Below are 24,031 nucleotides of genomic sequence, written 5' to 3' on the forward strand. Positions count from 1 at the left end.
GAAGCAAGAGGAAGATGTCCTCCTTTTTTATGCAATAAAAAACCTATTAACAGCTTACCACATGGATAAGTCATCAACAGGATAATTATAGAGCCGTTTTTTCTTCACTGACAAAAGCCAGTGATTTTTTTGAGCATTAATGTTTACAATTGTAAATTAGCCATCTATACTAATTATAGTTTACAGATGTAGACACTAACTTAAAGAAGAAAAAAGGAGAAATTATCATGGATAAAATCATTACTTTAGCTTTAGGACTTGCACTCATTGCTTTTATTGCATGGTGGTTCTTCGGCAAACATGATGTGGCGGCAGCAAATGCGCAAGTTAATGCCAATCAACAAAGTGTTGACATTGAAGTCAAGGGTGGATATTCACCTGAAAGAGTTGTTTTAAAAAAGGGCGTTCCGGCTACTTTGAACTTTAAGAGGACAGACTCATCCAATTGTCTGGACCATGTTGTCTTTTCTGATTTTGGTATTAATCAAAAGTTGCCTCAAGGTAAAGTAGAACAAATTAAAATAGATACTTCCAAGCCTGGTGAATATGACTGGGAATGCAGTATGAATATGTTTCATGGCAAAGTGATTGTTAAATAAGCGTAGGTAAAGAAATGAAGATAACAACACGCTTTTGGACGTCATTGATACTTTCATTGCCAATGCTGCTGGAAATGATCATTCACCCCTTTACTGGTTGGATGTTGCCAGGCGGCAAATGGACCATGCTGATTTTTACTACAATTATTATGCTAATTTCTGCAGGACCGTTTGTTTCCAGTGCTTGGTCGGCTTTTAAGAAACATCATTCTAATATGGATACACTGGTAGCCTTAGGAACTTCAATTACCTATGTTTATAGTATTTATGCGATGTTTACGGGCAAATCAGTTTTCTTTGAAAGTGCTGCTTTTGTAATTACCTTTGTTTTACTCGGCCAGGTCTTAGAAGAAAAAATGCGTGCTACAGCTTCAGATGCAATGGGCAAACTATTAAACTTAGGTGCTAAAGATGCCTTAGTTAAGCGTGGCAATCAGTTTGTCAGTATCCCAATAACTAAAGTTGTTAAGGGCGACTTGATTCAAGTTATGCCTGGACAAAAAGTTCCTGTGGACGGCAAGATAGTTTCGGGAAATTCAAATATTGATGAGTCAATGGTTACGGGTGAAAGTTTACCAGTTAAAAAAGCCCAAGGAGATAAGGTAATTGGTGCGACGATTAATCAAAATGGATCTTTTGTGATGGAAGCACAAAAGGTGGGCAATGATACTATGTTGGCCCAAATTATTGATATTGTGAAAAAGGCGCAAAATAGTCATGCACCAATTCAAAAGTTGACTGACAAAGTTGCAAATATCTTTGTTCCTACCGTCTTAATTATTGCTATTGTGACTTTTCTGGTTTGGTTTATTGTTCTAGGCAAAAATGTCGCTACTGCTTTAGTTTTTGCGGTAGCAGTAATGGTGATTGCCTGTCCTTGTGCCTTAGGTTTGGCTACACCCACCGCTTTAATGGTGGGCACGGGCCGTGGTGCTAAAATGGGCATTCTAATCAAAAATGGAGAAATTTTAGAAGCTGCGAATAATATAGATACCATTGTTTTTGATAAAACCGGTACTATTACTAAGGGAAAGCCCCAAGTAACAGATATTGTAGGTGATCAAAAAAGCGTTTTACAATTTGCTGCTAGTTTGGAAAAACTTTCTGAGCACCCTCTTGCACCCGCCATTTTAGCTGCTGCGAAAAAAGAAGATATTACCCTGAAACCAGTAGCAAACTTTACTGTAATTGAAGGGCAGGGCGTAAGTGGCACTGTTTCTGGCAGTAAAATTTTAGTTGGGAGTCCAAAAAATCAGAGTGAAATTGAGTTTTCTGCGGAGTTTAAGACTAAAATTATAAAATTGCAAAATGAGGCAAAGACTGTAATAGCGGTTGCGCAAGATGAAAGAGTAATTGGCTTAATTGCAATTCAAGATGCTCCCAAAGAAAATGCTAAACAGGCAATAAGTGACTTGCACCAATTAGGGTTGAAAACAGTAATGCTGACAGGTGATAATCAGCAAGTAGCTGATGCAATAGCTGGGCAAGTTGGTATTGATCAAGTAATAGCTGAAGTTTTACCGGTTGATAAAGCAGATGCTATTAAAAACCTGCAGAAAAAGCATCATGTGGCTTTTGTGGGTGATGGCATCAATGATGCGCCGGCTTTGACCCAAGCTGATGTTGGTATTGCCATGGGTTCCGGTACCGATGTCGCAATAGATGCAGGTGGTATTGTGCTAATTAAAAACGATCTTGAAGACGTTGTGCGGGCTTTGAAGCTTAGCCGTAAGACTTTTAACAGGATAAAGTTAAATCTGTTTTGGGCTTTCATTTATAACGTTTTAGGTATACCGGTTGCAGCCGGTGTGTTTGCTGGCGTTGGCCTTACTCTTAGTCCAGAAATAGCTGGCCTGGCTATGGCATTTAGTTCACTATCAGTTGTAATTAGTTCAGTTTTATTAGGCAAAGCCAAAATATAGGATGTTAAAAACAAAAAGGGCGGTTGAAAAATATTCAACCGCTCTTTTTTTACTGTGTAAGCCTTAATAATGATGCTTTCCTTTAGCTAAAACAGGCTTGATTTGAAAAATATAAGCTAAAATGCCAATTATAAGCCAAATGAAGGTAATAAATACACTATAAGTTAGGTTAGCATCACCCGTTTTGATATAAGTAACTGGTTCTGAAAAGGGGAATAAAAAAGAAATTGCTTTTAACCAATCAGGATAAGCTGAAATTACAACTAGCACTCCTGAGACTAATTCGGCTATACTACTGATAATATTCTCTAAAAAATAGGGATCATTCATTTGCCAGGAAATAGCCCAAGATACAAAACCTAAAGCGCAGCCATAAAGACATAAAAGCGGCAGCATGAGTAAAGCTCGTCCAATAATGACTAAGGGCGCACCTACTAAATACAAGAGAAAAAGGTTAATTAGTGCTAAAGTGCTGCCTATAATAAGGGCAACAATGCACTTAGTAAGCCAATATCTGAAACTGAAAGGTTTTTTGGCAATTAATTCAAAGTCAATTCTTAAATTAGCATCGTTAATCACAGCTGAACAAAATGTTTCAAGAGTAAGTACAGCTGCAGATATTGCAATTGAACTAAGTGCAACTCCCCAATTAAATTGATTAGAATATTGCATATTGATTAATACTAACAGGGCCAAACTAATCATTGGTGTAATGAAAAAGTAAGTCAGTTTTGTCCGCCAATTATTCAGAAATGAAAGGCCCGAGAACTGTGTAGCAAACATTAGATAATTTTCAGAGCTCCTTTCCTTCTTACCAGGTCGTTAATTTTTCTGACAATAACCACAATTAATACAATCCAAAGAAGTAAACTGCAGAAATAAGAAGACCAGTTGAGGCTTTTATTATGGGATAAAGCAGCAATTGGTGCCGTGATTGGAATAAACCATTGTGATACGTTGGTTAATGGCTCTAAAACGGTATCATTGCCGAATAAACCTGCTAATAATAATATGGGGGTTCCGATTAAGCTCTCATAGACCATTGCATTTGGTGACAGGGTTAGAAAAGATGAAATTAAGATGCCCATTACTGCACAACCGACCCACATTAGCAAAATTAATAAAATAATGTAAAGAGAAACTGTACCAGTAGCTGCTCCTAAAATTTTTGCCAGAATAAATGCAATCGGAAACGAAAATAGACCATAGCTGGATGCAGGCAAAAGCAAGGTAATTAACGAAGCTCTTTCATCATACTGGCTGTTTAATAAATATGGCAGCGTTCCTTTGTAACGTTCAAAACTGATGCAACCGGCAACGGTTGTACAAGAAGTCCACATTCCAAAAATACCGCTTTGGAGCCATATTTGTGTATTATCCAAATTATGTGTAGCGTACGCCATAATATATTGCATTAAAAAAATAGAAGTAGTACTTGTAATTGTCAACCAGACAAAATATTGATCTGAAAGATAGTCTTTAACATGAAAGAGGAAAAGACGAATAAAACGCATTTTTATTTCCTCCTTAATTTAGGCGCTAAAGCTAAGTAGGCTTCTTCTAAATTTTTAGGTTTTTGGTTTATTTCTTTTTCAGCTAAGCCAAAAACAGCATTAATGGTGCCGGTAAAAAATACTTTTCCTGCACCTAAAATAACTACCCGTTTAGCCAATTTTTCAACTTCGGACATAGTATGACTGGTTAATAAAATACTAATACCCGACTCAGACAGATTTTTGATTGTCTTTTGCACACTTTGTGCAATTTCAACATCAAGACCACTTGTGGGTTCATCCAAGAGCAATAGATTAGGATTATTGAGCAAAGAGCGTGCTATATGCAGTCTTTGCGTCATTCCTTTAGAAAATTCTCCCACTTTTTTATTGGCAACATTCAGAAGGTCAACAATTGACAGAACACGTTCGATTTCTTTATTCTGCTTGCGGAAGGGAACCTTAGCCAAGTCCGCAAAAAATTGTAAATTTTGCTTGGCTGTAGCGTTACGGTAAAAACCTAAATCACCACCAAAAGAAACGCCAATGTTTGGTCTCTTTCGTGCAGTGGTAATATCTTGGCCATTCAAAATCACACGGCCGGAAGTAGGAATTAAATAACCGCCAATGATTGAGACAATAGTAGTTTTTCCAGCACCATTAGGACCTAAAAGCGCCAGTATCTCTCCTTGGTCAATTGTAAAAGAAACATCATCTAAAGCTTGAAATTCCTGCTTTTTATCCTTATAGGTTTCATTTAAATGTTTAACTTGTAAAATATTATTCAATTTTTTCTCCAAAATTAATTTGTGGTAACTTTATCATTTAAAAAGGAAGGATGATAAATATTTTGTATACAGGTTAATTTGAAGATCTTTTCATGAACATTAAATCTAATAAAACAATTATAGCATAATTTTAGTTTAATTTAATATTTTTATAAAGAAATAAAAATAATGCTCTTTGTCAAAAGAGCATTACAATTTAATCCACTGACTTTAAAGCTTCCAGCATGTCCAAATTCTTAAGTTTTCTATTCACGATAAAGCCTAAAACAATAGTAATTATGCCGATAACTCCCAGTGGCCAAAGAAAACTAGACGTTGATAATGCTGGATTAAACATGACATTATCAGGTGGAACAACATAAAGAATATAGCGATAGAGCAAATCACCAGTCAAATAGCCTACCAAAATACCAATTACTGTTAACAAAATGGTTTCACGGTAGATATACATGGTAACTTCATTATCGTAGAAACCTAAAACTTTAATAGTTGAAAGCTCACGTATTCTTTCAGCAATGTTGATATTAGTTAAATTATATTGGATAACGATTGCTAGCAGACCTGCAACTACTATTAAAACAACCATAATCAAGTTTAAAGATTGCACTACAACGTCTAATTCTTGGCTAACTGCTGTATTTTGGACAACTCCTGCCACGCCGTTTAGTGCCATAAATTGTGCGGCCATTTTTCTCGTGTTCTTGCGACTCGAATTCTTTAAATTAACCAGATAGGCATTAGATTTGAAATTACGTTTAAAGACTCGCTGGTATTCTGTTTTGTTCATGAAAACAAAATGCCCCATATACATCTCTGTGATACCAGCTACTTTCATTTTTCTAACGTGGTTATCTTTATCTGTGATCGAGATATAGCCGCCTTCACTCACATTAAGCAGGGTAGAAAGGCGTTCAGAAATGATTATGCCTTTATTACTTAAATGAAGGGTCTGTTTTGTTTTACGGTTATTTAAATGAACATAATCCTTTAAGACTTTGCTGGAAGAAGGAGCAATTAACGTGATATCTTGAGTGTCACCAGTTTTGCCGGCAGTTTTAGACAAGGATTCATAATAAATAGGCGTTTCCGACTTAATGCTACCAGCTTGCAATTTCTTACTTAAACTTTTTTCTTGCTGATCTGAAATGCCAGGTTTTTCTGCCACAATCATGTTGTAGTGAATAAGATCTTTGAATTGCCTGTTATTCATATTAGTGATCGAATTTTTAACTGCAAATCCGGCAAATAGCATTGTAGCGGCACCACAAACGCCAAAAATTGTCATTAACATGCGCTTCTTATACCTAAAAATGTTACGCGCAGTAACCTTATGGGTAAAGCTAAGATGGTTCCAAATAAAAGGAATTTTTTCCAGTAGAATGGTAGAACCAGCAGCTGGCGGCTTTGGTAATAACAGTGCAGCTGGTTTTTCCCTAAATTCATTCTTAGCAGTCAAGTAAGCAGGTAAAACAGAACTGATCCAAGATAACAAAAGTGCGATTAAACTAATTTGCCAATGAAAGTGTAATTCGATTGGTGGGATCGTGATAGATTTATAATAGGCATGATAAACAATCTGGGGCATCAAGGTATGACCTAAATAAACGCCCAAAATAGTCCCGATAGTACCGGAAATAAAGCCGTAAGCAATAAATTTATTGATAATGACATAATCGTCATAGCCCAACGCTTTCATTGTACCGGAGTTAATTCTTTCCTCATCAATAAAGCGATTCATGGTGGTAAAGGTAACGAGAGCAGCAACAAAGTAGAGAAAAATCGGGAACACTTTAGCCAGATCTTCTACCACTTGTGCAACAGTTGTGTACACTAGATTTCCTTCACCACCCGGAACTTCACGCCTGTTATATACGCTGTAGTTTGGTAGCTCTAGCTTTTTTAACTTACTCTTTATCTTATTGATCTTATTTTTGCCAGCTGTTATTTTTTTGGTGGCAACGGCCGATTGATGAGAAAATTGCCTTTTTTCTTGCTGCAGCTTTTGTTCGCCTGCAGCAATTTCTTGTTGAGCTTGTTCAAGTTGCATTCTGGCAGTGGCTGGTAAATTTGTACCTGCGTTTTTTGCCTGTGCTATTTGTGTATTTAGTTTAGCCTTCTGGGTTGCTAACTGTTTTTCAGCTGCATTAATTTGTTGATTTGCCACTTTTATTTTTTGCTCGGCACGTTGGATTTTCTTTTCCTGAGGAGCTAATTTTTCTTGCGCAGAATTTAAAATTCTTTGTTTTCTTTGATGAGCACTATTTTTAAGAACGTTTTGTAAAACTTTTTTATGTTTTTTGACTTTACTGGTGTAAGTTTTACCGTATGAATCAAGTCCGCGTAAATCTTTATATCTTAAATTGGCAGTGGTGTAAACTGTATGGTCAAATACTTTGGGGCTAACTACAGCATATCCTTTAAGTTCACCTGTACCACTATTACTTTGGCCTAAATTAACGTTGGATAAAATTTGGCTTGAGTGCACGAAACCAGTAATCTTAAAACTTTTACGTTTTAGTAATGTGGTCCCTAAAATATTTTTCTTTTCAGTGAAACTAATTTTTTGCCCAATTTTGTAGCGGGAAGAATAGTGATCGGCCAAAGCAATTTCATTTTGCTTGGTAGGTAAATGACCCTGACGCACTTCATATTTACCTACTAATTTTGGCTTTGAAAAAATGCGAAAACTTTCATGGCTATGTTTGATAACCGTATCTGTCATATAGCCAAATTCAACGTCTTGCAGACCCTTAGTTTGCTTAATTTTTTGAGTATCCTTGTGATCCAGACCATAGTTGCAAATAACAGTTAAGTCAGCGGTATTTAATTTTTGCGCATAGTGATTCCCAGTGTCACGCATGTCGGGACCGGTGACCATCAAGCCCACTAGGGCAAATGCACCAATCATCATTAAGCCCATAATTGATATGAATTGTCCCTTAGTATGTTTAATTGACCGCCAAAAATCTTTTAAAATTACGTTATTCATGATCAACCTTTTCTACCATTTTATATTAGCGACATCTTCTGGATGCTGGTTTGTGTCAATCTGGGTAACTTGACCGTCATGAAAATGGATCACACGATTAGCTAGGGGAGCCAAAGCACTGTTGTGTGTAACTATTACGACTGTCGTTTTATTGTTGTGGCTCATGTTAATGATGGTCTGTAAAACGCTCTTACCAGTCTGATAATCAAGGGCTCCGGTTGGTTCATCACAAAGCAAAATTTTAGGATTCTTCGCAATTGCACGAGCAATCGCTACTCTTTGTTGCTCGCCACCGGAAAGTTCAGCTGGGAAATTATTAATCCGGTTTTTAAGACCAACATCAATCAGTGTTTTTACAGGGTCAAGTGCGTCAGGAACTATTTCTGATGCTAGTTCAACATTTTCTCTTGCCGTCAAATTTTGAATAAGATTATAAAATTGAAACACGAAACCAATGTCGCTGCGCCGATACCCAGTTAGTTCGCGCTTATTATATTTAGCAATATTTTTACCATCAATTATTACATCACCAGAAGTGTTGGTATCCATTCCACCTAAGATATTTAAAATAGTAGATTTTCCCGCACCGGAGGCACCTAAAATGATGGCTAATTCACCCTTTTCAACAGTAAAACTTACATCGTTGTTGGCTAATATTTCAGTATCTCCAGTTTGATAACGTTTATAGTTGTGTCGTACATCAATATAACTCATGAAAACAGGTCCTTATTAAATCTTTTTCTTCTATATAGTTATTTTAGTCTAGGTAGCTTTCTAATACTTGCAAAACGCCCATATCATTATTAGAAGGTGCTTCGTATTTAGCAATTTTTTTAAGTTCCTCATGACCGTTTTTCATAGCATAACTAAATCCTGCCAGTTCAATCATTTCACGATCATTAAGCCCATCCCCAAAAGCAATTAATTCAGAAGGCTTAACATTGAAATAACGCAAAAAATATTTAATGCCTTGCCCTTTATTAACTCTGCTGGGCATTACATCAATATTATTAAAGCCACTGGTTGTACAATGAATTCTTTCAGCATTTGTTTGGTTAAATTTTCTTTCCAGCTCGCGAGCAAGTTCCGCCGAACATTCAAGAGTTAATTTGGTCAAGCTATCGCTGGTAGGAATGTCTACCAAGCTGCCAATTTCATCCACATCGGGATAAAAATAATGCATAGAATTTTTAAAATAACGTGGAGCTTTCTTACTGATATATGATTTGTTCAGACCACTTGCAGCAATCAGAATTTGCGGATAATTATTTTGAATAAAACTAATAAGCTTTATGCCAGTTTTATAAGTAAAAACATGCCGTACAATAATTTTATTATCTTTGGTCAAAATTGAGCCGTTATCAGCAACTATGTCAATCCGATCCAAAAAATCATAAAAATCCTGCCGTAAACGCGATAGGGGTCTGCCACTTGAAACAATAAAATGAACGTGGTTTTGCCGTAATTTAGTTAGGACTTTTTCAAATCTTTGATGATCAAAATTTTTTTCATCATTTTCAAAGGTGCCATCCATATCAACAGCTACTGCTTTAAAAGGAATATTATTCATTGAACTCTCCTTAACTTGTTATTCTAATACTATTATATAGTAGAAACTTTAATATTTTAACTGGTCCACTTGAATTAACGACCAGTATTTTTATTTTTAGAAGCTAAAGAAAAACCTGCGAAACCAAAATGATTTCGCAGGCTGATAAACTACAATATTTATTTATTAATTTGTACAGGCTTTTTTCTACCAACAAGCCAACATAAGAGTATTGCCAAAACTGTTTCTAAGACGATCAAAGCAATATTCATTCCAATTTTAACTTGTCCTAAGCTAACTGCTGCATTATTGAATAAAGAATTCTTTTCACCCAGATAGAGATCAAATATGATTGAACCAATTATGAGGACAAACATTACGCTCCATTGTCTGCGACTAAACGCAATGCCATATTCTTCTTCACGGCGTCTAATACTTGGCAAAATTACTCCAAGACCAATTAAGACAATAATAGCAATGATATTGATGATTAATTCATACCACCAATAACCACTGAATTTTTTAATATCTTGTGGTGCAATACCTAAAATGGTGGCCGCGGCAGTAACTATTAATAAGAACAGACCAGCTAAATATGCCAATTTGTCATTCTTGATAAAGACATAGTCTGAAGTAAATTTGGCGGAATTCTTTCTAATTTGCATGAAAGAGAAGAATATCCAGCAAGTAACTCCCGGTGAAATAATACCATTCAGGTTTAACAGCCAATTGAAGATATCATTCATATCTGGTAAAAAGATTCCTAAAAGCATAATGAAAGCTGAAAGAGAAACGGTTAAAACGTAGCCGTTAATCGGCAGACCGTTTTTGTCTTTTTTCTGTAAGAATTTAGGCATGTACTTGTCGCCAGTATCTGAAATTAACATTCTGGTCATTGCGTCAAGTAATACGGCTAACAATGCGGCGTTATAAAAGACAGAAGTCCACGCCCAAACATAAAGTAAAGTTTTGCCCATACCATATTGGTGTCCTACCATGTCAAAAACGTAATAGGCGCCATTCATCTTTAAGTCGTTTGGAATGTGATAACTATTAAAATAAATTCCCAGTGCAAATGAACCAAAAACTGTCAGAAAAATAGTCATGATTGCTAAAGCAACCATTGCTTTAGGAAAATCAGATTTTGGTTTTTTCATTTTCGTAACGTAAGGAGCTACCAGCTCACAACCATTTAAAGCATAAATAAGCATTGCAATGGTAGTCCAGTAATGCATATCAAACTTGGGAATCAGTGTGCGCCAAGTGAATGGCTGCGTTGCCATATGTCCACCAGACTTTGCTAAACCGACGAAAGCCAAGAAAACAAACATTAAGGTCATGATCAACATTAAGCCACCGCCAATAGTTGACAATACTTCCATTGAATGTGAAAAGTAATGCTCGATGATGATAAAAATGATGAACATGGCAAATGTCATTAAAGCAAATTTAGTGTTAGAAATTTGACTCTGAAACTTTTCAGAACCCGTTAAAGCCCAGCCAATATCAACTATAATTTCGTTAGCTGAATCAACAGCATAAGGAATAGAGGCAGCCCAGTAAGTCCAGGCTGTAAAGTAGCCCAAAAATTCCCCGTTGGTTCCACGAACCCAAGATGAAAGACCTCCGCCTTCACTGTTAAAAACTGAACCAAGTTGACCTACCATTAATGAATAGGGGATGACATAGAATAAACACATGATAACCCATGAGGTAACAACCGGCATTCCTTGGTTTTGAAAGTTGTACATGATATCGTCTAAGCCGATCACAGTACAAAAGGCCATGAGTGTTAATATTGGCCAAGAAATATATTTTTTATTTGAATTTATTTCCTCCACTAAAGTTCTCTCCTTTGAAAATTAACTAATGTTTTTATTTTACTAATTAAATAAAAAGTTGACTAGTAGCAAAATAAACTATTTTAAAGAAAACGAATTCAGAAAAATTTAAAAATTTGTTGGAGATGATTGCTAGTATTGAAATTTATAGCTTCATGCGGTAAGATAATATCGTTAATACGCTATCAAAAGAAAGAAGGATTCTTAAATGTCAGGACATTCAAAATGGCATAATATTCAAGGCCGCAAGAATGCGCAAGACGCAAAGAGGGGTAAAATTTTCCAAAAATTATCTCGTGAAATTTATATGGCTGCAAAGAATGGTGGTCCTGACCCTTCCGGAAATCCTAATTTGCGTATGGTAATGGATAAGGCCCATGCAAATAACATGCCTAAATCTAATATTGATCGTGCCATTAAAAAGGCTGAAGGAAATTCAGACGAGCATTATGATGAAATTACTTATGAAGGCTATGCTCCAGGTGGTGTAGCAATATTTGTTGAAGCATTAACCGATAACAAAAATCGAACTGCTTCCGCAGTCAGAGTTGCATTTACTCGTAACGGTGGCTCATTAGGCGCAACTGGTTCTGTTGCCTATATGTTTAATCGTCGTGGTTATATCGTGATAGACCGTTCTACCACTGATGCTGATGAAGACCAGATGTTGCTTGATGTAATGGATGCAGGTGGCGATGACTTGCAAACAAGCGATGATGCTTACGAAATTTACACCGATCCCAAACAATTTGCACAAGTACGTGATGCGCTTGAAAAGGACGGATATAAGCTGGCTAATGCAGAGTTAACTATGATTCCTGCAAATACAACACCTGTTCCAGATGATAAAAAAGAACAATTTGATCATTTGGTAGATGCTCTCGAAGATGATGAAGATGTTCAAAATGTATATACAGCGGCAGCTGAGGAAGATTAAATAAAATCTTATTTGATTAGTTCTCTAGAATTGATTAGTCAATTCTAGAGAATTTTTTTACTTAATTTTTGGAAGTTTTAGTTTTTTCTGCGCGATCTTCTTCCATAATAAAGCGAAGCATTTTGACATATTTTTCAGGTACATGTTGACCTTCATATAATAACTGAGCATTTTTATCAGCTATATCTAAGCAGTCTTTTTTATTACTATTTTCTTCATGACCTAATAAATAATCAGTAGAAACGTGCAATTGTCGAGCTACTTTGGTCAAAGATTGTGTGGAAGGCTTAATAGTTTTCCATCTATAAATACTGTTTTCTCCAATTTTAGCCCTTCTAGCAAGTTCTTTAATGGATAAACCATGTTTTTTAGCGGTTTCGAAAATACGCGAATATACATTCATTCAAATTCTTCCTTAAAAAGTATCACAAATGATTGTATTTGTACTTGACCGCTATCATAAATGGTAATATAATAAAATCATCCACTGAGTGGACAGCACAAAATTCTCATTATTGTGTTAGATAATTAAGTAGCCGTGGTACGAAATCTGACTACTTTTTTAGTTTACCTGAATAGTATCACTTGTGGTAGTGTAAAAAGCAACTTTGTGATTTGCGCAAAAGAAGACAGTAGAGGGGTAATCTCTTAAAATTTAACATTTAGTTTTTTAGAAAAGTCATATATCAATGTTATTTAGGTAAAGAAGAAAACTTGTTTACCAAGGTTTTACTTCTTATGTTAATGATATATACAAAGAAGTAAAACAGCAATAAAAAGCAATTTTTATTGCAATATATTGGTTAGCAATCACAATTAATTGCATTTGTTACATTCTAAAAAAACCTAACATATAAAATCCTTGAAAATACAAAATGAATGTATAACTGTAATTAATTGGTTTAAGTAATAGAAATCTAATATTAATCTATTGCTTAGATTGCTAATCAATATTTTTTTAGAAAAATATTGTTGTTTTACTAAAAAAGTAATTGTTAGTTATTGAACCTATTTTGACTGTTAAAAATTAATATGGGAGGAGAAAAAGAGTGTATAAAAAATACAAAAATAAATTATTAGCAACCGCTATGTCAGTGCCAATTTGTTTACTTAGTTTAGCTTTGCAGACGAACAGGGTTAAAGCCGATGAGACTATCCCAGAAACTCAGAATACATTGTCAAGAAACGAGCAAAATTCACAAACCGCTTCTAACGTAAATGCTGCTTCTATTAACCAAGATGATAGAAAAGGCGCTGAATCGCAGACTAATAAACTAGTGAGAACCAGTTCAAATTCTGTCCGGCAACGTTGGTGATGGCTACATCAGTTCACCACTTGATATTGACGATTATGTTTATGATTCAGTTAATGGCAACCGGATAGGCTACTTTACTAATCTGCCGCAGATCGTAACTTATGTTTACCATAAAAAAGCTCCGACGACGAAACCGGAACAAAGTACTGACAACAATTCAACTAATAAGCCTTTGCCAAATGACAAAGCAAAAAAGCCTGATAACAATAAAAAGCCAAAGCAAACAAACGATGCACAAACATCAGGTAAAAACAAGTCTGCTTTGACACAAGAAAATAAAAATAAAGCACAAACAGCAAGTAATGAAGCTAGCCAACAAAAAACAGAAGCAGCTGATAAAGCCAAATTACCGCAAACTGGTACCGAAAAGAAAAGTCAGTTAGCTTTGCTAATCAGCGGCATTATTGCTCTTTTCGGTTCTCTATTAGGTGTCTTAGATTTCCGTAAAAAGAAAGGAGAGTGAGGCTATTTGGAATGAGCCTTAAATACTAATCCGGCAAACTGCGATTAAATGATTTTTATTATTCTTAGTGTTTATTCATATTAATAAAAAATTTTTCTATCTAAATAAGTATGTTTTTAAAGTCGCAGCAAGAATAAGTATTTAATGGATAAAAGCAACACGCAAGTGTTGCTTTTTGGTTTGAAAAAAACACTCAGAACCAAATCCAAACGTTTTTCTCTAAGGCATTATATAATAATTGCAAAAGAGGTGGGGTAAATATGGCTATAATTGGACTTGACCATTTAGTGCTAACAGTTAAGAATATTAAAACAACTACTGATTTTTATCATAAATATTTTGGTATAGAAACAATTAATTTTCAAAATGGCAGAACAGCCCTAAAAATTGGAAAGCAAAAGATCAATTTACATGAAATCGGACACGAAATTGATCCTAAAGCTGCTTTCCCAACGCCTGGAGCAGGTGATATTTGTTTGATAAGTGATACTCCAATTGATGATTTAATAGTGCACTTTAAAAATGAACATTTAAAAATAATTTTAGGACCAGTGTTACGAACTGGTGCAAATGGAAAAATTCGCTCAATATATGTGCGTGATCCAGATAAAAATTTAATTGAAATTTCGAATTATATCTAAAGTTATACAAAATTAAATAGCAAAACAAAAATCATACAATTATTGTATGATTTTTGTTTTTTATAGGGATATATAACATAAAAAGTATGATTTAACATACCTTTTTAGTATTAGACAATTATTAAATGTGACTTTAAACTTTTATTGTAAAAGGTGGTGAATGGCAATAATGTTAGGCAAACCACAAAATTTCGTATATGAGAAATACTAACTTATATTTTTAACCTCAATAATTTGGTAAACGATTCAGTCGTTAAGTTCATAAATAAACTTTGGGAGAATATCAATGAAAAAATTTTCAAAGCAGAAAACTACAATTATTATGGTCTTACTTTTAATACTAGTAATTCTAAGTTTAGGCCTGTACTGGTTTATAAATAAAAATCAGGCTCAGGAAAAAGCGGATGACAAAAGAAATGAACAGGTTTCAACTAAAAAAGTAAAAAGTGTGAACAGAAGTCACATTTTAATCGTTTATTTTTCAAGATCTGGTCAAAATTATCCTGGAGTTAATTTAACGCGGGGAAATACTGCACGTATTGCTGATGAAATTAAAAAAGTTACTGGTGCCCAAATTTTTGAGATTAAACCCAGAGTGGCTTATCCAAAATCTTATGATCAAACAGTAAGTCAAGCTGAAAGGGAGCAAAAAAATAATGCTGGACCAAAAATAAAGGGTAAGCTACCTAAAGTTTCTAAATATGACACCATCTTTTTGGGTTATCCAATTTGGTGGGATGATATTCCAATGATTGTCAGAACCTTTATGGATCAGGTCGACCTTAATAATAAAACAATAATACCCTTTTCTACAAATGCGAGTTCGGGTTGGGGCAAGTCACTAAATACTATTCATAGTGTTTTTCCTAAAGCAAAATTGAAAAAAGGTTTTGAGATTAAAGGAGAAAATGCTGCCTCTGCCAAAGCCAAAGTAGATTCATGGCTTCATGATTTAGGATACTAAACATAAAAGAAAGGAAACTATATTGAAAACTTTAGTTTTGATTTTTCATCCGCATATAAATAATTCACGAGTAAATAAAGCTTTGAAACAAGAAGTTCTAAAAAATACTTCAAAGGAGGTGATAGTAAGGGATGAATACGAAAAATATCCAGATGAGAAAATAGATGTTGAATTAGAGCAAAGTCTGTTAGAAAAAGCCGGTAGAATAGTTTTACAATTTCCAATGTATTGGTATAGTTGCCCCAGCTTATTAAAAAAATGGGAAGACCAAGTTCTTCTACATGGCTGGGCTTATGGAAGTACAGGAAATGCTCTTAAAGGCAAAGAAATGGTGATTGCTGTTTCTACTGGTGCTCCAGCTAAAAATTATCATATTTATGGTGATTTTCATTATACCATTGATGAAATGCTTATTCCTTTTAAAGCTACAAGTAACTTAATAGGAACAAAATTTCTGAAACCTTTTATCCTCCAAGGAGTAATGCAAAATCTAACAGATGAACAGTTAAAAAAAGAATCTGAGAGATATGTTGACTATATTTTAAGCACCAAATAACTTTCTTTCTCATAATTATTTTTAGTTAAGCTCACACAATTGTGTGAGCTTTTTTAGTTTTGTGAGAAAAATTCTTTTTTTTGCGTAATTAATAATGGTAGCAAGATAAGGGGGTTTTTATGAGAATAAAAGACGCTGTAAACAATCTAATCGAGGAAGCAATAACTATGCATGCAAGTGATATTTTCTTTTTATTGCGCGAAAATAGTTTACTAGTCAATTTGCGCACAATAAAAGGGATAACAAAGCATACCCAATATTCAGTAAATGAAGGAAAAGAACTAATCAATTTTTTAAAGTTCGCTGCACAAATGGATATTGCTGAACATCGTAGACCACAAGTAGGTGCTTTTGAGTATGAATTTCAAGCTAAGACTTACTTTCTTCGGTTATCAAGTATTGGGGACTTTAACGACTGCGAGTCTTTAGTTATCAGAATTATCTATCAAATTGATAAGAGTAAGTACTTTTTTAACAGCCAGATTGACCAATTAAAAGCTTTAACTGAAAAAAGGGGACTATTAATTACCAGTGGCCCGACAGGATCAGGTAAAACTACAACAATGTATAATTTGGCCAAAATGGCTGGTCAAAATAAAGTTGTAATGACGATTGAAGATCCGGTGGAAATTCATGAAGCAAGCTTTATCCAAACTCAAGTGAACTTAACTGCGGATATTACTTACTCTGGACTACTCGAAGCAGCTTTAAGGCATAGACCTGATATTTTGATTATAGGGGAAATTAGGAATGCTAACACGGCAAGATTAGCTGTTGATGCTGCATTAAGTGGTCATCTTGTTTTGGCTACGGTTCATGCTAAAAGCACTTTGCAAACAATTTCAAGACTTGAGAGCTTAAATATCAGCACAGCAGATCTTTTTAACTGTTTGACGGCCGTTAGTTATCAACGGCTTTTACCGACCACCGGCGGCTTTTCCTGCTTAATGGATATTGCTAGTGGTCCAGAACTTCAGGCAGACATCAATATGGCTAAGAGAGGCAATTATGTCAATTGGCACCAGAATTTAACCCAGCTGCAAAAGAAAGGAAAAATTAGTGCGCAAGTATGTTACCAATATCAGGAAGGATAAGTTAAATAATAAAGAACGGTTAGAATTTCTGGAGTATCTTCAAAACAGTTTGGCAAACGGTTTTTCACTAAATGCCAGTCTGGAAATGATGCCGATAATATGGCCAAAACGTAAAAATTTGTTTGAGCACTTGAATAAGCAAATTCAAGCAGGTAGAAAGTTAAGTACCGAAATGTTAAATTTGGGCTTTTCCAAAACAATTGCGACACAGATTGAATTATCTCTAGAACAGGGAAATTTGATTGAATGCTTGACACAAATTGCAACGTTAAATCGTTTGAAAAATGAGCAAGTTAAAAAATTAAAATCTGAAATGACCTATCCATTTGTTTTAGTAATAATGATGATTTTTTTGTTGCTATTTATGCAAACTTTTGTATCTAATCAATTTGCCGAATCAAACGAGCATACAGGGGACCTCATGCTTTTATTATTACTAGTATTTTGCCTGATCATACTTTATTTTATGAGTAAAATAATGATTTTATTAAGAAGACAGGATTATAGTGCTTTAGTTAAGCTTTCGCACTTTTTTCTTGTTGGTCCTCTAATCAGGATATACGTGAAATATATTTTGATTTATGACATAGGACTGCTATTAGCCAGCGGCTTTTCTCTACAAAAAATCTGTGATTATGCTGTTTCACAACTTGAGGGTTCTTTGCAGCATCATGTTGGATTAAAGGTAAGTAAACAGCTGGCTAAAGGAATGAGTCCGGATGAGATCATTAAAAAAGAGCAATTTTTACCTAATGAACTAATTTTATTAATAGAAGCAGGTTCAACAAAAGGGGACTTAAGCAAAAGATTTTTGCTGTTAGGTAGGGCACTTTTTAATGATTTAGCACAAAAAATTGAGAAGTTGATTGTTAATGTGCAACCAGTTTGTTTTATTTTGATTGGCTTATGTATTATTGGCATGTATTTAAAACTATTACTACCAATTTATGCCATGATGCAATCAATTTGAGATATTGAAATTAGGAGTAAATAATGAAAAAGAAAAAAAGACGTAATTTTTTACGTTTAAATTTACAAAATAGACAAGTACCAGGCTTTACCCTGATCGAAATGGTAGTAGTTGTTGCGATAATAGTTATGTTGCTAATTATCATAGCACCCAATTTGACCAAGCAAAAAGATAGCGCCAACGCGAAAACAAACGATGCTTTTAAAACGACTTTGCAAACACAAGCTACTTTATATGAAGATGATAAGGATCGTGAAGGTAAAGAAATTACTTTCCAAAATATGTTTGAAGATGGATATTTAACCAAAAAGCAATTTGCAAAATCAAAAAATTATACCGTAACAAATGGTGTGGTTGAAAAGAGTGAATAAATATAAAGTTAAAGGGTTTACCCTAGTTGAAATGGTAATCACTTTAACTATTGTGGTCAGCCTAGTAATGCTGGGAACTATTGAAATTCAGCAGTATCAAGAAAAAATGATTTTAACTAATACCGCTCAAGAAGTTAAGAGTTCGATTGAACAAGCGGCTCGGATAGCCACTATTCGTCATGAAGCTGCCTATATTCGTTATTATCCGGGTTCAAAAAGCATCAGGATAACTAGTAAGGGTTATTTACGCAGAATAAAAATCAATCCTCACATTGAAATATATAATCTATCAGGGTTGGCAATATCAGCTACCGGTTCTATGCCACCACATACAATTACGATTAGTGACCACAAAAATAGTAAAAGAATAAAATTACAAATGACATGGGGTAGAGCAGTTGCGGATTAATAAAAAAGTAAAGGGCTTTTTTATAGCGGAAAGCATGGTAGCCCTTATGATTGCCTTAATGGGTGTTACTACCTTAGCTTTAATTGTGGGCGAAAGCCGTCAAATTGAACAAAAAATTGAGCATAAAACTGATTTTACTTATGCCTGGCATGTGATGCGCAAAAATAACTTAAAAAAGATAGTTGTACACGATCATGTTTATTATCTTACTGGAAAAATGAGCGTTTATGATGAAACTAATGAGAAGACATATCAAATTAGAAAATAAAGGTTTTTTGCTTGCCGAGGCTTTATTTTCCGTTTTTGCCACTTTATTAGTACTATTATTACTGCAGAATTTACTAAAAAGTACTACTTTAGCAAATAAAATAAATCATAAAACCGATGACGTGGTATTTTCGTATGTGCAATTTAATCGCTTTATAAAAAAGCAAAAGTTCAAGTATTGTTTCACCAAGCCCGCTGAATCTACGTTCAAAAAAGCGGATTTTGAGGTAATAAGCCAAAATAATGAACCCAAAATATATTCTATCAATTTTTACAAAAACATGATTAGGGTTACTACCCCTGAGGGTGGACACATGCCTTTGTTAATTAATGTTTCCCGTGCTTCATTTTTTACTAAAGATGAGCAGATTAAAATTAAAGTGACTGAAAAGGATGGCAGGCAATCCGAAATATATTTAAAGTTTGATCCCAAACCGAAGAAAGAAAACCTCAATGAAAAAAAGAAAAATTTTAAAAGCTAGTACTTTACTAAGCAGTGTGCTGGTGTTAACTACTTGTTTAATATTTTTACAATTTTATCAAGAAATATATCGAAATAGTATGGAAAATGATTTTTTATTAATTGAATACCTACTTAATAATTGATTTCCTTGCTCTTAGGACCGTATTTCTATTAAAATATTTTAGAGATAAGGGGAATAAAAATGGATAAAATTGAAAATATTTTTAATAGTTTCTTGGACTGCGTTCAATGTTTACAGAAGGCGTTGAACGTATCTTTTGGGGATGCTCTGACAGAAACTTTTGATAATCTTGAAAATGGGCAGATTAAAGTTGAACTGGGAGCACCTGATAAAGAAACAGTCAAACAACTTAGTCAAAAATATGCCAAATTGAATTATGACAAACTGTCAAATAATACCAAATTACAAATATTCACTTATTTGACATTAAAAGCAGTTACTGAAGATGATCTTGATGCCAATCAAATGCCAACTCCACCAGCTATTTCTACTATAATTGCTATGTTTGTGCAAAAGCTGGTGCCTAAAGAGAAATTGGTAATTGCTGATCCTGCTATTGGCACAGGTAATTTATTGTTTTCTGTAATTCAGCAGCTAAAAAGCGCTAATCATTCAAAAACTAATTTTGAATTATATGGTATTGATAATGATGAAGAAATGCTGAGTTTAGCTGATATTGCAGCACATTTGAATAACATTGATATTGAAATGTTTTGTCAAGATGCACTAACTCCATGGCTGTTTAAGAGTCCTAATGTTGTTATTAGTGATTTACCCGTTGGCTATTATCCTATTGATAAAAATGCTACTAATTTTGCTACCAAATCGGAAAATGGTCACTCGTTTGCTCATCTTTTATTTATTGAACAGATTATTAAAAATCTCCAAGAAGGAGGCTTTGCTTTTCTTGTTGTACCAAAAGCAATTTTATCTGGAAAAGGTGGCAGTGACTTTATGCCATGGCTAACAGAGAAGGTTTTTCTGCGCGCAATTGTTGAACTTCCTGACAGTGCTTTTCAAAATAAATTTAATCAAAAAGCAATTTTAATTTTACAAAATCATGGCAAAAATATCGGAAATAGTGAAGTATTTCTCACAAAGTTGGACTCGTTTAAAAACGAAGATGACCTAATAAAGCTTAATGTTAAACTAAATGAGTGGTATACTAAAAACATTAATTGATTTGTGAAATAAATTTAAAGTGATATTTATGGAGGAATTACATATATGAAAAAAGTTTTAGCAATCAACTCAGGCAGTTCTTCATTTAAATATAAGTTGTTTGCTTTACCTGAAGAAAAAGTTTTAGCAGAAGGCATTGCTGACAGAGTAGGTATTGACGGTTCTTCTTTTGAAATTGAACTGGCAAATGGTGAAAAACACAGTGAAGATGTGGCAATTCCAGATCAAGAAACTGCTGTTAACTTATTACTGAAAGCTTTAAAACAATACCATGTTGTTGAAGATATTAATGAGATTGTAGGTGTAGGTCATAGAATAGTCGCTGGTGGTGAAGATTTTACTGACTCTGCGCTAATTGATAAAGAAAAACTACAAAAAATTTATGATTTAAAGGAATATGCCCCACTTCATAATCCTGCCGAAGGAAAAGGAATTGAGGCCTTTATGAAGCTTTTGCCTGGTGTACCCGAAGTCGGCGTTTTTGACACTTCATTTCACCAAACTTTAGATCCAGTTCACTATATGTATTCAATTCCTTATCATTATTATGAAAAATACGGTGTGCGTAAATATGGTGCACATGGGACATCGGTTCGCTACATTGTGGGTCGTGCTGCAGAAATGCTTGGTAAAGATGCCAAAGATTTAAAATTAATTGTTTGTCATTTGGGTTCTGGAGCTTCAATTACTGCTGTAAAAGAAGGCAAGTCCTACGATACTTCAATGGGCTTTACACCACTGGCCGGTATCACCATGGGAACCCGCTCAGGCGATGTTGATCCATCAGTTTTGCAATATATCATGAATAAAGATCATATTGATATTAATGAAATGATTGAGATTCTCAATGATAAATCCGGCTTATTAGGTATTTCTGAGATTTCTTCTGATATGCGAGACCTAGAAAACAATTCTGATAAAAAAGCTGACCTTGCGCGTGCTATTTTTGTTAACCGTGTAAGGCAATATATTGGTGCCTACATGGTTGAAATGAAGGGTGCAGATGCTATTATTTTCACAGCTGGAGTCGGAGAACACGATTCAGGTATTCGTGAAAATGTAATGAAATCATTTGAATTTATAGGGTTAAAACCTGATTTAGAAGCTAATAAGACTAATGGTGAGAAGTTTATTACCAAACCAGATTCTAAAATTAAAGCTTTAGTTATTCCAACTGATGAAGAATTAATGATTGAACGTGATGTAGTTCGTTTGGCCCATTTGAATTAGTTTAAAACATAATTATTTTAAGCCGTTAAGAAAACTTCTTAACGGCTTTTTTGTCCTTAATTTTAAACATTTATGTGCTTTTAAGCTGAGCCAATGTACTTTGGCAGCAATTGCACTTTAAAGCGGTTTAGGGTGAGATTTCTTTAATATTAGTCAATATATCTATATTATGCTATAATTGTTTTTACCCAAAGCGGGGGTGTTTTGGGATTCGACAGGCGTAGATTCGCATTGACTGCGGTTCGTAGGTCACGACTACGTAAAAACGTCACAGTTTTATAACTGCAAATAAAGAAAATTCTTACGCATTAGCTGCCTAATTTAGGCGCATGTGTTGCTTGTTTTCGGATTACTCACGTCTGAATCCAAGTATCAACTTAGTGAGTTACGTTTAACTACCTCATCTGAATAGTTAAAAAGAGTCATTCCAGGTTAGCTAGTCCATACTAGCCCTGTTATATGGCGTTTTGGACTAGTGAAGTTCAAATAATATAACTATGATCGTAGATGTTAGTGACGGAATGCGTTTGGACAGGGGTTCAATTCCCCTCACCTCCATAAAATATATCAATAAAACCCTATGAATAAGGAATTCATAGGGTTTTATTTTGCCTTCGCACGGCGTATGCACCGCATAAAAGGACCAAACTAATTTTATATGGGCATAATTTTAAGTTTTGCGTCATATTGATATATTTTCAATTAAGACAATTTATCTGCGCTATAATAAATTTTAATAGATACTAATAGATTTAACAAAGAAATTACAATGAAAAATTTATCACAAAAAAACAAATTACTTTTAGGCTATGCTATTTCAGGAATAGGAGATCAATTTTACACTTTTGCAATTCCGCTTTTAATGCTTTCTAGAACTCATTCATCGGTTATCATGGGACTTTTAACAGCAGTTGAATATTTGCCAACGGCGTTCTTTGGATTGACGATTGGACCGCTTTTTGACATCTATTCCCGCAAGAAAATTATGTTGTTGTCATTAGTCATGCAAATGATTCTGATTATTATTGCCCCGTTTTTAGTAATAAAAAACTTTTCTATATATTGGCTTTTATTAGTAGTATTTCTGCTAGGCACATTTGATTTAATTACTTGGACTGGATATCAAATATTCATAGCCGAATCAGTCAAAAAAGAAGAACTATCATCTGTTTCTGGTCAAGTTGGTTTGATTTCTTCTTTACAAAAAACTTTTGGTCCTGTCATCGCTGCTATAGTCATTAATTTAATTAATTATATCGGTGGTTTTTTACTCGATGCTCTAAGCTTTGGCTATTTGACTTATGTTGTTAAGGGCTATGAGCCATTACATAGGGAAAATAAGTTATTGAAAAAGAGCAATTCGTTTATTAAAAGTGCTAAGAAGGGAATTTCTTTTTTATTTGCTCATCACAACATTAAATGGTTAATTGCCAGTTTCTTTGTGGCTAATGTTGGTTTTCAGGCGGTCGTGCCTATGTTAACTTTTTTATTAAAGCAAAAAATGCAGGTTTCCGTTAATCTCGTTAGTATCTTTTTCACAGTCGCCGCTGTCGCCAGTATTATTGGCAACTCTGTCTATTTAAAAATAAATAAAAATCTGAAATTAGGTACGCAAATGCTGATGATCGCTTCACTGATAATGATTGGCTTTATAGTTATGCTTAATGTTCAGTCATATCTATTTGTTACTTTTGGTTATGCTTTAGTTTCGTTTGGCAGCGTCTGGTCACAAGCTAACTTTTTTACTGTAATTCAAGCAGAGACTCCAGACCGGTATAAAGGCACAATCACATCAATTTCAACTTCGTTAACTAGAATTATTGGACCGATTATGTCGTTAATTAGCGGTTTTCTCATTAAGGCGGAGGTACATGCAATATTTATTGTTGCGGCTATCTGTATGTTTGGTTCCATATTGATTACTGTATTCAGCGGTTTAAGCAAATTAGGCAAGTTGGAATAGTA

25 protein-coding genes and 1 other RNA gene are annotated in these 24,031 nt (G+C 34.5%); 18 read left to right on the forward strand and 8 right to left on the reverse strand.

Features of this window, described 5'->3' with window-relative positions; all coding sequences use genetic code 11:
• Window positions 1-227: 227 nt before the first annotated feature.
• Both H3T47_RS08685 and H3T47_RS08690 read left to right on the forward strand, forming a co-directional pair.
• Window positions 228-599, forward strand: a complete 372-nt coding sequence (locus H3T47_RS08685) for a cupredoxin domain-containing protein (protein ID WP_109918230.1) — start codon at window positions 228-230, stop codon at window positions 597-599.
• A 14-nt stretch (window positions 600-613) separates the two neighbouring features.
• Window positions 614-2,521, forward strand: coding sequence for a copper-translocating P-type ATPase (locus tag H3T47_RS08690; protein ID WP_199283188.1), 1,908 nt, complete (start codon window positions 614-616; stop codon window positions 2,519-2,521).
• Window positions 2,522-2,584: 63 nt separating this feature from the next.
• Here H3T47_RS08690 and H3T47_RS08695 read toward each other — a convergent pair whose 3' ends face one another.
• From H3T47_RS08695 to H3T47_RS08725, 7 genes are all read right to left on the reverse strand, one after another.
• The gene (locus H3T47_RS08695; protein WP_199283189.1) at window positions 2,585-3,304 is read right to left on the reverse strand and encodes an antibiotic transporter permease; all 720 of its coding nucleotides are present in this window, start codon (window positions 3,302-3,304) and stop codon (window positions 2,585-2,587) included.
• Complete coding sequence (locus H3T47_RS08700) at window positions 3,304-4,035, reverse strand: multidrug ABC transporter permease (RefSeq protein ID WP_046326965.1); 732 nt, start codon at window positions 4,033-4,035, stop codon at window positions 3,304-3,306. Before H3T47_RS08700 ends, H3T47_RS08695 begins: the two co-directional genes overlap by 1 nt.
• Window positions 4,036-4,037: 2 nt before the next feature.
• On the reverse strand, window positions 4,038-4,802 hold the full coding sequence (locus H3T47_RS08705) for an ABC transporter ATP-binding protein (protein WP_199283190.1): 765 nt from the start codon (window positions 4,800-4,802) through the stop codon (window positions 4,038-4,040).
• 196 nt (window positions 4,803-4,998) lie between these two features.
• Complete coding sequence (locus tag H3T47_RS08710) at window positions 4,999-7,791, reverse strand: FtsX-like permease family protein (RefSeq protein ID WP_199283191.1); 2,793 nt, start codon at window positions 7,789-7,791, stop codon at window positions 4,999-5,001.
• 12 nt (window positions 7,792-7,803) lie between these two features.
• Window positions 7,804-8,505, reverse strand: a complete 702-nt coding sequence (locus tag H3T47_RS08715; RefSeq protein ID WP_038522059.1) for an ABC transporter ATP-binding protein — start codon at window positions 8,503-8,505, stop codon at window positions 7,804-7,806.
• Window positions 8,506-8,548: 43 nt separating this feature from the next.
• Window positions 8,549-9,361: a Cof-type HAD-IIB family hydrolase gene (locus tag H3T47_RS08720; RefSeq protein WP_199283192.1), complete on the reverse strand. Its 813-nt coding sequence runs from the start codon at window positions 9,359-9,361 to the stop codon at window positions 8,549-8,551.
• Window positions 9,362-9,519: 158 nt separating this feature from the next.
• Entirely contained in the window at window positions 9,520-11,127 is a 1,608-nt protein-coding gene (locus H3T47_RS08725) for an amino acid permease (RefSeq protein WP_222711688.1), read from the reverse strand.
• 262 nt (window positions 11,128-11,389) lie between these two features.
• Between H3T47_RS08725 and H3T47_RS08730 the strand changes: the two genes are divergently transcribed.
• Entirely contained in the window at window positions 11,390-12,118 is a 729-nt protein-coding gene (locus tag H3T47_RS08730) for a YebC/PmpR family DNA-binding transcriptional regulator (RefSeq protein ID WP_046326971.1), read from the forward strand.
• Window positions 12,119-12,179: 61 nt separating this feature from the next.
• Here H3T47_RS08730 and H3T47_RS08735 read toward each other — a convergent pair whose 3' ends face one another.
• The gene (locus H3T47_RS08735; RefSeq protein WP_122052213.1) at window positions 12,180-12,521 is read right to left on the reverse strand and encodes a helix-turn-helix domain-containing protein; all 342 of its coding nucleotides are present in this window, start codon (window positions 12,519-12,521) and stop codon (window positions 12,180-12,182) included.
• Window positions 12,522-13,167: 646 nt separating this feature from the next.
• Between H3T47_RS08735 and H3T47_RS08740 the strand changes: the two genes are divergently transcribed.
• From H3T47_RS08740 to H3T47_RS08815, 15 genes are all read left to right on the forward strand, one after another.
• Window positions 13,168-13,434 carry a hypothetical protein gene (locus H3T47_RS08740; protein ID WP_109586130.1) on the forward strand — a complete coding sequence of 89 codons (267 nt, stop codon included), beginning with the start codon at window positions 13,168-13,170 and terminating at the stop codon, window positions 13,432-13,434.
• 172 nt (window positions 13,435-13,606) lie between these two features.
• Window positions 13,607-13,897, forward strand: a complete 291-nt coding sequence (locus tag H3T47_RS08750; protein ID WP_109586131.1) for an LPXTG cell wall anchor domain-containing protein — start codon at window positions 13,607-13,609, stop codon at window positions 13,895-13,897.
• A gap of 260 nt (window positions 13,898-14,157) precedes the next feature.
• On the forward strand, window positions 14,158-14,538 hold the full coding sequence (locus tag H3T47_RS08755) for a VOC family protein (RefSeq protein ID WP_109586132.1): 381 nt from the start codon (window positions 14,158-14,160) through the stop codon (window positions 14,536-14,538).
• Between the two features lie 286 nt (window positions 14,539-14,824).
• Window positions 14,825-15,502 carry a flavodoxin gene (locus tag H3T47_RS08760; protein WP_109586133.1) on the forward strand — a complete coding sequence of 226 codons (678 nt, stop codon included), beginning with the start codon at window positions 14,825-14,827 and terminating at the stop codon, window positions 15,500-15,502.
• A 22-nt stretch (window positions 15,503-15,524) separates the two neighbouring features.
• A complete protein-coding gene (locus H3T47_RS08765; RefSeq protein WP_199283193.1) occupies window positions 15,525-16,058 on the forward strand; it encodes an NAD(P)H-dependent oxidoreductase in 534 nt (177 codons plus the stop codon).
• A 119-nt stretch (window positions 16,059-16,177) separates the two neighbouring features.
• Window positions 16,178-17,152, forward strand: a complete 975-nt coding sequence (gene comGA / locus H3T47_RS08770; protein ID WP_199283194.1) for a competence type IV pilus ATPase ComGA — start codon at window positions 16,178-16,180, stop codon at window positions 17,150-17,152.
• Window positions 17,118-18,122, forward strand: coding sequence for a type II secretion system F family protein (locus H3T47_RS08775; protein ID WP_199283195.1), 1,005 nt, complete (start codon window positions 17,118-17,120; stop codon window positions 18,120-18,122). The genes comGA and H3T47_RS08775 overlap by 35 nt, the downstream gene beginning before the upstream one ends.
• Before the next feature lie 23 nt (window positions 18,123-18,145).
• Window positions 18,146-18,493, forward strand: coding sequence for a competence type IV pilus major pilin ComGC (comGC, locus tag H3T47_RS08780; RefSeq protein WP_199283196.1), 348 nt, complete (start codon window positions 18,146-18,148; stop codon window positions 18,491-18,493).
• The gene (locus tag H3T47_RS08785) at window positions 18,486-18,902 is read left to right on the forward strand and encodes a prepilin-type N-terminal cleavage/methylation domain-containing protein (protein ID WP_199283197.1); all 417 of its coding nucleotides are present in this window, start codon (window positions 18,486-18,488) and stop codon (window positions 18,900-18,902) included. The genes comGC and H3T47_RS08785 overlap by 8 nt, the downstream gene beginning before the upstream one ends.
• The gene (locus H3T47_RS08790) at window positions 18,892-19,170 is read left to right on the forward strand and encodes a hypothetical protein (protein WP_187159116.1); all 279 of its coding nucleotides are present in this window, start codon (window positions 18,892-18,894) and stop codon (window positions 19,168-19,170) included. The genes H3T47_RS08785 and H3T47_RS08790 overlap by 11 nt, the downstream gene beginning before the upstream one ends.
• Entirely contained in the window at window positions 19,142-19,651 is a 510-nt protein-coding gene (locus tag H3T47_RS08795; protein ID WP_199283198.1) for a ComGF family competence protein, read from the forward strand. The genes H3T47_RS08790 and H3T47_RS08795 overlap by 29 nt, the downstream gene beginning before the upstream one ends.
• Before the next feature lie 183 nt (window positions 19,652-19,834).
• Complete coding sequence (locus H3T47_RS08800) at window positions 19,835-20,836, forward strand: class I SAM-dependent methyltransferase (protein WP_199283199.1); 1,002 nt, start codon at window positions 19,835-19,837, stop codon at window positions 20,834-20,836.
• Window positions 20,837-20,881: 45 nt separating this feature from the next.
• A complete protein-coding gene (locus tag H3T47_RS08805) occupies window positions 20,882-22,066 on the forward strand; it encodes an acetate/propionate family kinase (protein WP_199283200.1) in 1,185 nt (394 codons plus the stop codon).
• A gap of 195 nt (window positions 22,067-22,261) precedes the next feature.
• Window positions 22,262-22,627, forward strand: a transfer-messenger RNA (tmRNA) gene (gene ssrA / locus H3T47_RS08810).
• 208 nt (window positions 22,628-22,835) lie between these two features.
• Window positions 22,836-24,029 (forward strand): MFS transporter, encoded by a 1,194-nt coding sequence (locus H3T47_RS08815; protein ID WP_199283201.1) that lies wholly within the window; start codon window positions 22,836-22,838, stop codon window positions 24,027-24,029.
• The last annotated feature ends 2 nt before the right edge of the window (window positions 24,030-24,031 follow it).

The sequence above is a fragment of the Lactobacillus sp. W8093 genome (assembly GCF_016100925.1).
Lineage (GTDB): Bacteria > Bacillota > Bacilli > Lactobacillales > Lactobacillaceae > Lactobacillus > Lactobacillus helsingborgensis.

Bases quoted from the DNA above. Each gene is read 5' to 3' on its own strand.
- H3T47_RS08685 (WP_109918230.1), top strand. From the start codon at position 228: ATGGATAAAATCATTACTTTAGCTTTAGGACTTGCACTCATTGCTTTT.
- H3T47_RS08690 (WP_199283188.1), top strand. From the start codon at position 614: ATGAAGATAACAACACGCTTTTGGACGTCATTGATACTTTCATTGCCA.
- H3T47_RS08695 (WP_199283189.1), bottom strand. From the start codon at position 3,304: ATGTTTGCTACACAGTTCTCGGGCCTTTCATTTCTGAATAATTGGCGG.
- H3T47_RS08700 (WP_046326965.1), bottom strand. From the start codon at position 4,035: ATGCGTTTTATTCGTCTTTTCCTCTTTCATGTTAAAGACTATCTTTCA.
- H3T47_RS08710 (WP_199283191.1), bottom strand. From the start codon at position 7,791: ATGAATAACGTAATTTTAAAAGATTTTTGGCGGTCAATTAAACATACT.
- H3T47_RS08715 (WP_038522059.1), bottom strand. From the start codon at position 8,505: ATGAGTTATATTGATGTACGACACAACTATAAACGTTATCAAACTGGA.
- H3T47_RS08720 (WP_199283192.1), bottom strand. From the start codon at position 9,361: ATGAATAATATTCCTTTTAAAGCAGTAGCTGTTGATATGGATGGCACC.
- H3T47_RS08725 (WP_222711688.1), bottom strand. From the start codon at position 11,127: ATGGCCTTTTGTACTGTGATCGGCTTAGACGATATCATGTACAACTTT.
- H3T47_RS08730 (WP_046326971.1), top strand. From the start codon at position 11,390: ATGTCAGGACATTCAAAATGGCATAATATTCAAGGCCGCAAGAATGCG.
- H3T47_RS08735 (WP_122052213.1), bottom strand. From the start codon at position 12,521: ATGAATGTATATTCGCGTATTTTCGAAACCGCTAAAAAACATGGTTTA.
- H3T47_RS08755 (WP_109586132.1), top strand. From the start codon at position 14,158: ATGGCTATAATTGGACTTGACCATTTAGTGCTAACAGTTAAGAATATT.
- H3T47_RS08760 (WP_109586133.1), top strand. From the start codon at position 14,825: ATGAAAAAATTTTCAAAGCAGAAAACTACAATTATTATGGTCTTACTT.
- comGA (WP_199283194.1), top strand. From the start codon at position 16,178: ATGAGAATAAAAGACGCTGTAAACAATCTAATCGAGGAAGCAATAACT.
- comGC (WP_199283196.1), top strand. From the start codon at position 18,146: ATGAAAAAGAAAAAAAGACGTAATTTTTTACGTTTAAATTTACAAAAT.
- H3T47_RS08795 (WP_199283198.1), top strand. From the start codon at position 19,142: ATGAGAAGACATATCAAATTAGAAAATAAAGGTTTTTTGCTTGCCGAG.
- H3T47_RS08800 (WP_199283199.1), top strand. From the start codon at position 19,835: ATGGATAAAATTGAAAATATTTTTAATAGTTTCTTGGACTGCGTTCAA.
- H3T47_RS08805 (WP_199283200.1), top strand. From the start codon at position 20,882: ATGAAAAAAGTTTTAGCAATCAACTCAGGCAGTTCTTCATTTAAATAT.
- H3T47_RS08815 (WP_199283201.1), top strand. From the start codon at position 22,836: ATGAAAAATTTATCACAAAAAAACAAATTACTTTTAGGCTATGCTATT.